9 protein-coding genes and 1 riboswitch are annotated in these 12,091 nt (G+C 68.6%); all 9 genes read left to right on the top strand.

Annotation, left to right across the window (positions count from 1 at the left end; genetic code table 11):
• Positions 1-206 precede the first annotated feature (206 nt).
• Entirely contained in the window at positions 207-581 is a 375-nt protein-coding gene (locus ACZ6YV_RS35800) for a four-helix bundle copper-binding protein (RefSeq protein ID WP_465513826.1), read from the top strand.
• Between the two features lie 297 nt (positions 582-878).
• Positions 879-983: riboswitch (glycine riboswitch) on the top strand.
• A 43-nt stretch (positions 984-1,026) separates the two neighbouring features.
• Positions 1,027-3,858, top strand: a complete 2,832-nt coding sequence (gene gcvP / locus ACZ6YV_RS35805) for an aminomethyl-transferring glycine dehydrogenase (RefSeq protein ID WP_465513827.1) — start codon at positions 1,027-1,029, stop codon at positions 3,856-3,858.
• Positions 3,859-3,866: 8 nt separating this feature from the next.
• Positions 3,867-4,958 carry a glycine cleavage system aminomethyltransferase GcvT gene (gcvT, locus tag ACZ6YV_RS35810; protein ID WP_465513828.1) on the top strand — a complete coding sequence of 364 codons (1,092 nt, stop codon included), beginning with the start codon at positions 3,867-3,869 and terminating at the stop codon, positions 4,956-4,958.
• Positions 4,959-4,975: 17 nt separating this feature from the next.
• On the top strand, positions 4,976-5,353 hold the full coding sequence (gene gcvH, locus ACZ6YV_RS35815; protein ID WP_465513829.1) for a glycine cleavage system protein GcvH: 378 nt from the start codon (positions 4,976-4,978) through the stop codon (positions 5,351-5,353).
• 3 nt (positions 5,354-5,356) lie between these two features.
• Complete coding sequence (glyA, locus tag ACZ6YV_RS35820; RefSeq protein ID WP_465513830.1) at positions 5,357-6,625, top strand: serine hydroxymethyltransferase; 1,269 nt, start codon at positions 5,357-5,359, stop codon at positions 6,623-6,625.
• Positions 6,622-7,623, top strand: a complete 1,002-nt coding sequence (gene lipA / locus ACZ6YV_RS35825; protein ID WP_465513831.1) for a lipoyl synthase — start codon at positions 6,622-6,624, stop codon at positions 7,621-7,623. Before glyA ends, lipA begins: the two co-directional genes overlap by 4 nt.
• Before the next feature lie 16 nt (positions 7,624-7,639).
• Positions 7,640-9,013 (top strand): L-serine ammonia-lyase, encoded by a 1,374-nt coding sequence (locus ACZ6YV_RS35830; protein WP_465513832.1) that lies wholly within the window; start codon positions 7,640-7,642, stop codon positions 9,011-9,013.
• A gap of 89 nt (positions 9,014-9,102) precedes the next feature.
• Positions 9,103-9,825, top strand: a complete 723-nt coding sequence (locus tag ACZ6YV_RS35835) for a FadR/GntR family transcriptional regulator (RefSeq protein ID WP_465513833.1) — start codon at positions 9,103-9,105, stop codon at positions 9,823-9,825.
• Between the two features lie 93 nt (positions 9,826-9,918).
• On the top strand, positions 9,919-11,859 hold the full coding sequence (locus tag ACZ6YV_RS35840) for a transglycosylase domain-containing protein (protein ID WP_465513834.1): 1,941 nt from the start codon (positions 9,919-9,921) through the stop codon (positions 11,857-11,859).
• The last annotated feature ends 232 nt before the right edge of the window (positions 11,860-12,091 follow it).

Consider the following 12,091-nt stretch of genomic DNA (forward strand, 5'->3'; position numbering starts at 1 on the left):
CATTTCGTCCTCTGAATGCGTTTCGCCTGGTCACGGTGTCCGTGAAGGCCTCCTTCCCTACGCTCAAGCTAGGGAAGGAGGCCTTCACGGACTGCCGAGACGGTGGTCCGCCGTCACTCGTCCCGGTGGCCGGGATGGCGGCCCGCTGACCTGCGCTGTAGTCCTGAGAACGCGAAGCATCCAGGACCACCGAGGAGGCCCCGAGAATGACCCGCCAGATGAGCACCGCCATGCGCGACTGCATCGACCTGTGCAACGAGTGCCACGTCAGGTGCGAGGAGATGATGACGCGCTGCATGGAGGCCGGTGGTGCCAAACTCGGGATGATGATGGTGACCTGCGCGGACATGTCCCGCATGAGCGCCGACATGATGATGCGCTGCTCCGCCATGATCGCCGACCTCGAAATGATGCGCATGTGCGCGAAGACGTGCGGCCTGGCCTCCCAGATGATGCGCATGTGCGCCGACGAGTGCGCCAAGACCGGTGACCCCGAGCTCGCCGAAGCCGCCGACATGATGAGGCGCTGCGCCGAGCTCTGCGGCACCATCACCGCCGAGATGATGATGGAGAACGCGTAACTCGCGTGATCAGGCCCGTGACTCGCGTGATCAGGGCCGTGACTCACGAGTTCCGGCTCCCGTCACGCGAGTTCCGGCTCTGATCACGCGAGTCCCGCCGGGCACGGCGGGTGTCCGGGCGAACGGGAGAAGTGACGTGCCCGGCCAGAAGTAGACGTGCGCTGAACACGCCAGGTACGGTGTGCGCACAACTGCAGATCGGGCCGTCGAGCTGGAGCGGGAGAGCCCTCACGAACGTGGTGGGGCACCGAAGGAGCAAACTCCCCGGAATCTCTCAGGTATCCACTACCGCTTCCGCGAGGCCACTCTGGAAAGCAGGCGCGCAAGTGCGTCTCACCCAAGGTGAAAGCCGTCCTTCCCACGGGCGGTGAAACTCTCAGGTGCCATGACAGAGGGGGAGTTCCCAGCGCACCGGTCTATCCGGCGCCTGACCCAAGGAGCTCCCTTGACCAGTACGTCCTTCGACGACCGGCACATCGGCCCCTCGGAGTCCGAGCAGGCCAAGATGCTCGCCGAGGTCGGCTACGGCAGTCTCGATGCCCTGGTGGCCGCCGCGGTGCCGTCCGCGATCCGGGTCACCCGTGACCTCGACCTTCCGCCCGCCGCGTCAGAAGAGGACGCCATCGCGGAGCTCCGCGCGCTCGCCGCGCTCAACAAGCCGATGACGCAGATGATCGGCCTCGGCTTCCACGACACGGTCACCCCGGCGGTCATCCGCCGCAACGTGCTGGAGAACCCGGCCTGGTACACGGCGTACACGCCGTATCAGCCGGAGATCTCGCAGGGCCGTCTCGAAGCCCTCCTCAACTTCCAGACCATGGTCTCCGAGCTGGCCGGTCTCGCCACCGCGAACGCCTCCCTGCTCGACGAGTCCACCGCGGTCGCCGAGGCCGTCATGTTGATGCGCCGCGTTTCGAAGTCCAAGTCGAACAAGGTCGTCCTCGACGCCGAGTGCCTGCCGCAGACCATCGCCGTCGTCCGCACCCGCGCCGAGGCCATGGGCGTCGAGGTCGAGGTCCGCGACCTGCTCACCGGGCTGCCGGAGGAGTTCTTCGGCGTCGTCGTCCAGTACCCGGGCGCTTCCGGCGTGCTGCGCGGCGCGGGCTTCTACTCCGCCATCTCCGAGACCGCGAAGGCCGCCGGCGCGCTGTACACCGTCGCCGCGGACCTGCTCGCACTCACGCTGGTCACCGCGCCGGGTGAGTTCGGCGCCGACATCGCCGCCGGTTCCACCCAGCGCTTCGGTGTCCCGCTCGGCTACGGCGGGCCGCACGCCGGGTACATGGCCGTCCGCGCCGGGCTCGAGCGCTCGCTGCCGGGCCGCCTCGTCGGGGTCTCGGTCGACGCCGACGGCACCCCCGCGTACCGCCTCGCCCTGCAGACCCGCGAGCAGCACATCCGCCGCGAGAAGGCGACCTCCAACATCTGCACCGCGCAGGTCCTGCCCGCCGTGCTCGCCGCGATGTACGCGGTCTACCACGGTCCGGACGGCCTCAAGCGCATCGCGACCCGCGTTCACGAGCTTGCCGCCGGACTGGCCGACGCGCTGCGAGCGGGCGGGGTCGAGGTCGTTCACGAGGGCTTCTTCGACACCGTCCTCGCCCGCATGCCCGGCCAGGCCGAAGCGGTCGTCGCCGTCGCGCGCGAAAACGGGATCAACCTCGGCCCGGTCGACGCCGACCACGTGCGCATCGCCGTCGACGAGGTCACCACGCCCGCGATCATCGCCAAGGTGCTCAACGCTTTCGGCGTCGAAAACAAGGCCGAAGACGCGCAGGCCCTGCCCACCGGCTTGCACCGCGAGAGCGAGTACCTCACCCACGAGGTCTTCCACTCGCACCGCTCCGAGACCGCGATGCTGCGCTACCTGCGCAGCCTGTCCGACCTGGACTACGCGCTCGACCGCGGCATGATCCCGCTCGGCTCCTGCACGATGAAGCTCAACGCCACCACCGAGATGGAGCCGATCAGCTGGCGCGAGTTCGCGGGTATCCACCCGTTCGCCCCCGCCGACCAGGCCGAGGGCTACCACGTGCTGGTCGAGCAGCTGTCGACCTGGCTCGCCGAGGTCACCGGCTACGACAAGGTGTCGCTGCAGCCGAACGCGGGCAGCCAGGGCGAGCTCGCCGGCCTGCTCGCGATCCGCGCGTACCACCACGCCAACGGTCAGCAGGAGCGCGAGGTCTGCCTGATCCCGTCGTCCGCGCACGGCACGAACGCCGCCTCCGCGGTCATGGCCGGGATGCGCGTCGTCGTGGTCAAGTGCACCGCCGAAGGCAACGTCGACCTCGAAGACCTGCGCGCCAAGGTCGACGCGAACCGCGAAACGCTGTCCGCGATCATGGTGACGTACCCGTCCACGCACGGCGTGTACGAGCACGGCATCGACGAGCTGGCCAAGATCGTCCACGACGCGGGCGGCCAGGTCTACGTCGACGGCGCGAACCTCAACGCCCTGCTGGGGCTCGCCAAGCCGGGTGAGTTCGGCGGCGACGTCTCGCACCTGAACCTGCACAAGACCTTCTGCATCCCGCACGGTGGCGGCGGCCCCGGCGTCGGCCCGGTCGCGGTCCGCGCGCACCTCGCGCCGTACCTGCCGAACCACCCGCTGCTGGAGAAGGCCGGTCCGTCGACCGGCGTCGGCCCGATCAGCGCCGCCCCGTACGGCTCGGCGTCGATCCTGCCGATCTCGTGGGCGTACGTCCGCATGATGGGCGCCGGCGGGCTCACCGCCGCGACCCAGGTCGCCGTGCTCGCCGCGAACTACGTGGCCAAGCGCCTCAACCAGCACTACCCGGTGCTCTACACCGGCCAGGACGGCCTCGTCGCGCACGAATGCATCCTCGACCTGCGCGGTCTCACCAAGGAGACCGGTGTCAGCGTCGACGACGTCGCGAAGCGCCTGATCGACTACGGTTTCCACGCCCCGACCATGTCGTTCCCGGTCGCGGGGACGCTGATGGTCGAGCCGACCGAATCCGAGGACCTCGGCGAGATCGACCGCTTCATCGCGGCGATGATCGCCATCCGCGCGGAGATCGACGCCGTCGCGCAGGGCAAGTGGGCCGCGGACAACAGCCCGCTGCGCAACGCCCCGCACACCGCCGAAACCCTGGTCGGCGACTGGGACCTGCCGTATGACCGCGAACTGGCGGTGTACCCCGCCGGGGTGAACCGCAAGGCCAAGTACTGGCCCCCGGTGCGTCGCATCGACGGTGCGCGCGGGGACCGTAACCTCGTCTGCTCCTGCCCGCCGCTCAACGCCTACGAGAACTGAGGCACTTGATGTCGAAAGAGACGTCCCTGCACGGAGTCCACAAAGGACTGGGTGCGCTGTTCACCGACTTCGCGGGCTGGTCGATGCCGATCCGCTACAGCAGTGAACTGGCGGAGCACAAGGCGGTCCGCGAGACCGCGGGCCTGTTCGACCTGTCCCATATGGCCGAGATCGAGGTGACCGGCCCGCAGGCAGCCGACGTCCTCGACTTCGCGCTGGTCGGCAACCTGTCCGGCGTCAAGCCGGGCCGGGCGCGCTACACGATGATCTGCGACGAGACCGGCGGCGTGCTCGACGACCTGGTCGTCTACCGCCTCGAAGACGAGAAGTTCCTGGTCGTGGCCAACGCGGGCAACGCCGCCGTGGTCGCGGAGGCGCTGGCCGCGCGGGTTTCCGGCTTCGACGCCGTCGTCGACAACAAGTCCGAGGACGTCGCGCTGATCGCCGTCCAGGGCCCGAAGGCCGTCGAGATCCTCGGCGCCGTCACCGACGCCGACCTGGGCGCGCTCAAGTACTACGCGAGCGTCCCGGCCGTCGTGAAGGGTCACGACGTCCTGCTCGCCCGCACCGGGTACACCGGCGAAGACGGCTTCGAGCTGTACGTCCCGGCCGGTGAGGCTCCCGCCGTCTGGCGCATCCTCACCGAGGCCGGCGAGCCGCACGGCCTGCTCCCGGCCGGTCTGGCCTGCCGCGACACACTGCGTCTCGAAGCGGGAATGCCGTTGTACGGCAACGAGCTCAGCCTCCAGCTGAGCCCGTTCGAAGCCGGTCTCGGCCGCGTCGTCAAGTTCGAGAAGCCGAACGACTTCGTCGGTAAGGCCGCGCTCGAAGAGCTGTCCAAGAAGGACGTTCCTCGCGTCCGTGTCGGGCTCAAGGGCTCCGGCCGTCGCGCGCCGCGCCACGGCTACACCGTCCTGTCCGGCGAGACCGAGATCGGCGAGGTCACCAGCGGCGCCCTGTCGCCGACCCTGGGCTACCCGATCGCCATGGCCTACGTGGACCGCGAGCACGCCGAGCCCGGCACCGAGCTTTCCGTCGACATCCGGGGCCGTATCGAGCCCGTCGAGGTCGTCGCCCTGCCCTTCTACTCCCGCGCCTGAAAGGCCCTTTCACCATCATGAGCATCCCCCAGGAACTGAAGTACACGAAGGAACACGAGTGGCTGAACGTCGTCGACGGCGTCGCCACCGTGGGCATCACCGCCTTCGCCGCCGAATCGCTCGGTGACATCGTGTTCGTCCAGCTCCCCTCGGTCGGCGACACCGTCACCGCGGGCGAGGTGTTCGGCGAGGTCGAGTCGACCAAGTCGGTCAGCGAGCTGTACGCACCCGTGGACGGCGAGGTCGTCGAGGTGAACGAGGCCACAACGGACACCCCCGAGATCGTCAACTCGGACCCGTACGCCGAAGGATGGCTCCTGAAGGTGCGTCTGTCCGGCGACGTGCCCGCCCTGCTCGACGCCCAGGCCTACGCCGTGCTCACCCAGGAGAACTGACCTATGTTCAACGCCGCCCTGTCCGAAGTGGACCCCGAGGTCGCCACCGCCGTCGCGGCCGAACTCGACCGGCAGCAGTCGACCCTGGAGATGATCGCCTCGGAGAACTTCGCCCCGGTGGGCGTGCTCGAGGCGCAGGGTTCGGTGCTGACCAACAAGTACGCCGAGGGCTACCCGGGCCGCCGCTACTACGGCGGTTGCGAGCACGTCGACGTCATCGAGCAGCTGGCGATCGACCGCGCGAAGGCCCTGTTCGGCGCCGAGCACGCCAACGTCCAGCCGCACTCGGGCGCGCAGGCCAACGCCGCCGCCATGGTCGCGGTGCTCAACCCCGGCGACACCATCCTCGGTCTCGACCTCGCCCACGGCGGTCACCTGACCCACGGGATGAAGATCAACTTCTCCGGCAAGCTCTACAACGTCGTCGCGTACCACGTCGACAAGGAGACCGGGATCGTCGACGTCGAGGAGATCGAGCGCCTCGCCAAGGAGCACAAGCCGAAGCTGATCATCGCCGGCTGGTCGGCGTACCCGCGTCAGCTCGACTTCGCCGAGTTCCGCCGCATCGCCGACGAGGTCGGCGCGAAGGTCATGGTCGACATGGCGCACTTCGCCGGTCTCGTCGCGGCCGGGCTGCACCCGAGCCCGGTGCCGTACGCGGACATCGTCACCACGACCACGCACAAGACCCTCGGCGGCCCGCGCGGCGGCATCATCCTGTCCCGCCAGGAACTCGCCAAGAAGATCAATTCGGCGGTGTTCCCCGGCCAGCAGGGCGGCCCGCTGGAACACGTCATCGCCGCCAAGGCCGTCGCGCTCAAGATCGCCGCGAGCGAGGAGTTCCGCGAGCGTCAGCAGCGGGTGCTCGAAGGCGCGAAGATCCTGGCCGACCGCCTCTCCCGCACGGACTGCTCCGAAGCGGGCGTCCGCGTGCTGACCGGCGGTACCGACGTGCACCTGGTGCTCGTCGACCTGGTCAACTCCACTTTGGACGGTCAGCAGGCCGAGGACCGGCTGCACTCGGTCGGCATCACGGTCAACCGCAACGCCGTCCCGTTCGACCCGCGTCCGCCGATGATCACCTCGGGCCTGCGCATCGGCACCCCGGCCCTGGCGACCCGCGGCTTCGGCGCCGAGGACTTCGCCGAGGTCGCCGACATCATCGCCGAGGCGTTGCGCCCGGACTTCGACGAGGCTCTGCGCCAGTCGCTGTCCGCCCGGGTCGAACTCCTCGCGAAGAAGCACCCGCTGTACGCGGACCTCAACCGATGAGCGCGGTCCCCGAGGGGCGCAAACTTCTCCGGCTCGAAGTCCGCAACGCGCAGACCCCGATCGAGAAGAAACCGCCGTGGATCAAGACCCGCGCGCGGATGGGCCCCGAGTTCACCGAGCTCAAGGGCCTGGTCAAGCGGGAAGGCCTCCACACCGTCTGTGAGGAGGCCGGTTGTCCCAACATCTACGAATGCTGGGAAGACCGTGAGGCCACGTTCCTGATCGGTGGGAGCCAGTGCACGCGGCGTTGCGACTTCTGCCAGATCGACACCGGCAAGCCCGAGGCGCTGGACACGACCGAGCCGCGCAAGGTGGCGGAGTCGGTGCAGGCGATGGGTTTGCGCTACTCGACGGTCACCGGTGTCGCGCGTGATGATCTCGAAGACGGTGGCGCGTGGTTGTACGCGGAGACCGTGCGTCAGATCCACGCGTTGAACCCGGGTACCGGCGTCGAGCTGCTGATCCCGGACTTCAACGCCGACCCCGACCAGCTGGCCGAGGTGTTCGGCTCGCGGCCGGAGGTTTTGGCGCACAACGTGGAGACGGTGCCGCGGATCTTCAAGCGGATCCGTCCTGGTTTCCGGTACGCGCGGTCGCTGGAGGTCATCACGAAGGCTCGTGAGGCAGGTCTGGTGACGAAGTCGAACCTCATCCTCGGTATGGGCGAGACCCCCGACGAGGTCGCGCCCGCGATGAAGGACCTGGTCGACGCGGGCTGCGAGATCCTCACGATCACCCAGTACTTGCGTCCGTCGCCGCGGCATCACCCGGTGGACCGGTGGGTCAAGCCCGAGGAGTTCGTCGAGCATTCGAAGGCCGCCGAAGCGATGGGTTTCGCTGGTGTGATGGCCGGGCCGCTCGTACGCTCGTCGTATCGGGCCGGTCGGCTATTCGCTCAGACCAAGGCTCACCGCGGCGAAGCGCTGTCGGAGAACTTGGCCCATCTCGCCGCCGAAGGGCCCGCGGCCCAAGAAGCCAGCTCACTGCTGGCCAGATAGGAAGGAGGGCAGATCAATGGCGATCAGCGTCTTCGACCTGTTTTCGATCGGCATCGGCCCCTCCAGCTCCCACACGGTGGGCCCGATGCGTGCCGCACTGACCTTTGTGGACGGTTTGGCGGCCGACGGTGACCTGACGGCCACGGCGCGTGTCCAGAGCGAGCTTTTCGGTTCGCTCGGCGCGACCGGGTTCGGGCACGGCAGCGACAAGGCCGTGCTGCTCGGGCTGTCCGGGGAGCGGCCGGAGGAGATCGAGACCGGCACGGTGCCGGGCAAGATCGCCGAGATCCGGGAAACGGGCAGGCTGCGGGTGCGCGGTGAGCACGAGATCGTGTTCACCGAGGACACCGACCTGACCATGCACCGGCGGAAGTCGTTGCCGGCGCACCCGAACGGGATGATCTTCCGCGCTTTCGACGCCGACGGGAAGGTGCTGCGCGAGCGGACCTACTACTCCGTCGGCGGCGGCTTCGTGCGCGACGAGTCCTACGAGACGGACACTGTCGTCGTCGAGGACTCGACGAAACTGGAGTTCCCGTTCCGCACCGGCGCGGATCTGCTGAAGCACTGCGAGGACACCGGGCTCTCGGTCAGCGAGGTCATGCTGCGCAACGAACTCTCGTGGCGTACGCGTGAGGAGGTCCGCGAGGGCCTGCTGGAGATCTGGCAGGTCATGGTGGAATGCGTGCACAACGGTTGCGAGCACGAGGGCGTCCTGCCGGGCGGGCTCAAGGTGCCTCGGCGCGCGAAGGCGTTGCACGAGAAGCTGCTCGCGGAGGACGGCGTCGGCGATCCGCTGTACGCGATGGACTGGGTGAGCCTGTACGCGCTGGCCGTCAACGAGGAGAACGCCGCGGGCGGTCGCGTCGTCACCGCGCCGACCAACGGCGCGGCGGGGATCATCCCGGCGGTGCTGCACTACTACCAGCGGTTCATCCGGGGCTCGTCGGACGACGGCATCGTGACCTTCATGCTCACCGCGGGCGCGATCGGCTCGATCCTCAAGCAGACGGGCTCGATCTCGGGCGCCGAGGTCGGGTGCCAGGGCGAGGTCGGCTCGGCCAGCGCGATGGCCGCCGCCGGGCTCACCGAGGTCCTCGGCGGGTCACCCGCGCAGGTGGAAAACGCCGCCGAGATCGGCGTCGAACACCACCTGGGGCTGACCTGCGACCCGGTCGGCGGGCTGGTGCAGATCCCGTGCATCGAACGCAACGCCGTCGGCGCGTCGAAGGCGATCCACGCCGCGCGGATGGCGATGCGCGGCGACGGCTCGCACGTCGTGACGCTGGACAAGGCGATCAAGACGATGCGTGAGACCGGCGCCGACATGAGCGTGAAGTACAAGGAGACCGCGCGCGGCGGTCTCGCCGTCAACGTCATCGAGTGCTGACACCCCCGCGTTTCGTCCTCTGGATGCGGTACTTGCACACGCATGTACCGCATCCAGAGGACGACTTGCGGGCGGCCTAAACTCGAAGGGTGGAGTCGAGCACGGTCGCGAACGCGGGTGACGCGCTGTTCCGCCCGGTGCGCGCGGGCAACGCCTTCGAGGAGACCGTCGAAAGGCTGCTCCAGGCGATCCGGCTGGGCGTGGTGGGCGCGGGCGAGCGGCTGCCTTCCGAACGCGAGCTCGCCGAGCGGCTCGGCGTCAGCCGGGTGACGCTGCGTGAGGCGATCCGTGCGCTGGCCGACGCGGGCTACGTCGAATCGCGGCGAGGCCGCTACGGCGGCACCTTCGTCAACGACGTCCTGCCCGATCCGCCCGCCGCCGACGGCCGGAACGTCGACAACGCCGTCCTTGAGGACGCGCTCGGCCTGCGGCATGTCCTGGAGACCGGCGCCGCCGAGATGGCGGCGTCGCGGTCACTCAGCCCGGCCGACAGACAGCACCTGACCAGCACGCTCGCCGAGGCCGCCGCGGCGAGCGTCGGCGACTACCGGCGCAAGGATTCGCGGCTGCACCTGGCGATCGCCGAGGTCACCGCGTCCGGCTCGCTGACCACGGCGATGGCCGACGCGCGGATGCGGGTCAACCAGCTGCTCGACATGATCCCGCTGCTCGAACCGAACCTGGAGCACTCCAACGCCCAGCACGAGGCCATCGTCGACGCGATCCTCGCGGGCGACTCCGAGGCGGCCCGCCAGGCGATGGCGGAGCACGTCGAAGGCACCGCTTCGCTGCTTCGCGCCTTTCTCGCCTGAAGGGGGTCCCCTTCAGCCCCCCACACACACACTCAGGACACGAATAGGTGATTTTCCCACAACCTTTTCACTCGTTCGGGCGTCTTACCTGGCGTGGAAAACCCGGATGACGAGACCGCACCCGAGTCGGAAACCACGGCAGCCCCTGAGCCGAAAGGGAAGAAACGCAGGTGGCGCCGGATCGCCGCCTGGTCGCTCGGCCTCCTGATCGGCGTCCCGGTGGTCGCGTTCGGGCTCGCGTACGTCCTGCTCGACGTCCGCAGCCCGCAGGAGGTGCTCGCCGACCTCGACAAGACCGTCATCCTGCAGAACGCGGACGGTTCCGAACTGCTCAAGGTGATCCCGCCCGGCGGTGACCGGCAGTTCGTGCCCTACGACGCCATCCCCTCGAAGCTGCGCGACGCGATCATCGCGACCGAGGACCCGACCTTCTGGGAGAACGAGGGCTTCGACCCCACCGGAGTCGGCCGCGCGCTCGTGACCGGTGTCGGCGGCGGCTCGGGGATCACCCAGCAGTACATCAAGAAGTCCACCGGCGACGACGACGCCACCCTCCTCCGCAAGTTCTCCGAACTGGTGCTGGCCACGAAGATCACCCAGCAGCAGACCAAGAAGGAGATCTTCGAGAGCTACATCAACATCATCTCGTTCGGCCGCGGCACCTACGGTCCGGCGTCGGCGATGAACGCCTACTTCGGCCGCAAGCTCGACGACTCGATGACCTGGAGCGAGGCGGCCTTCCTCGCCGGCATGATCCAGTCGCCCTCGGTGCACGACCCGTACGCCTCCTCCCACGAGCACGCCATGAAGCGCTGGTCCTACGTGATGAACAAACTGGTCACGCGGGGCTACGTCAGCCAGGCCGAAGCGGTCACCCAGACCTATCCGGAGGACGCGATCCAGGCGCCGTCGGAGACCCGCGCCGGTCGGGTCACCTACGAGAAGTACCACCTCAAGCAGCAGGTTCTCGCCGAACTGGAACAGGTCGGCTACCCGCTGGACCGTCTCCGCGGCGGCGCGATGAAGGTCGAGACGACCATCGATCCGCGTGCCCAGGCCGAAGCCGAGAAGGTGGTCAAGGAACGGCTGCAGGGGCAGCCCGAGCACTTCCGGGCCTCGCTGGTCGCCGTCGAACCCGGGACCGGCGCCATCCGCGCCTACAACGGCGGCGGCTGGAGCGTGCACGACTACGCTGGCACCCCGTACGGCACCGGCTCGGTCTTCAATCCGTTCACCCTTGCCGCGGGCCTCGAACGCGGCGTCAACGTGGACGAACCGCTGAAGTCACCCGGCCAGGTCGACTTCCTCGGGGAGAAGTTCACGTTCCAGGACCAGTGCGGCGAGCAGGGCAAGTGCACGTTGCGCGAGGCGATCGGGCGGGACGCCCAGGGCCCGTTCGTCGACCTGGCCAAGAAACTCGGCGCGGAAGGGGTCCGCGAGGGCGCCCGTGCGGCCGGGATCCCCGAGACCGTCGACGGCGCGGTGACCCTGCGCGAGAAGGACGGGTTCCTGATCGGCCCGGGCATCGCGGTCGGCCGGTATCCCTTGCGGCCCAGCGACATGGCTGGCGCTTACGCGACCTTCGCCGCCGAAGGAATGCGTGCCACCCCGCATCTGGTGTCGAAGATCCGGGACGAGAAGGGCGAAGTCGTGTGGGAACGGCCCGCGGACAAGACACCCGCGTTCAAGGGTGACGAGGCGCTGAGCCGCCGGATCGCCGGCACGATCAGCCAGGTGCTGACCACCGGGCTGAAGGACCGCCCGGCGGCGCTGAAGACCGGCGCCTTCCAGTACAACGAAACCGACGACAACGCCGGTGGCTGGGCCGTCGGGTACACGCCGCAGCTCTCGACGGCGGTCTGGGTCGGCTCGGACGAGCCGCGCCGGATGCGGGACGCCGCGGGGCAGAAGCTGACCGGCAAGACCATCCCCGCCGACATGTGGCAGCGCTTCATGAACGCCTTCCACCAAGGCGTGCCGTCGCGGTGGCCCGTACCCGACGGGACCACGGCACCGGCCCGCCCGCGCCGATGACGGTGATCTGTAATCGCCTGCTCGCGCCTGATCAGCAGCCGAGGTAACTCGACCTTCACGCCTTGCCGAGGTACGTGAAGGACCCCTTCATTGCGCCTAGCGCAATGAAGGGGTCCTTCACGTACTGAAGGCGACCAGGGTGGCGGTACCGAGGTGGGTCGGGGTGGTCGTGAGTGGTAAGTGGGGTTAGAACGAAACAATCCAAACACAAACACCCCGACCCCCCTAGCTA

It is taken from the genome of Amycolatopsis sp. NPDC102522 (assembly GCF_055584485.1).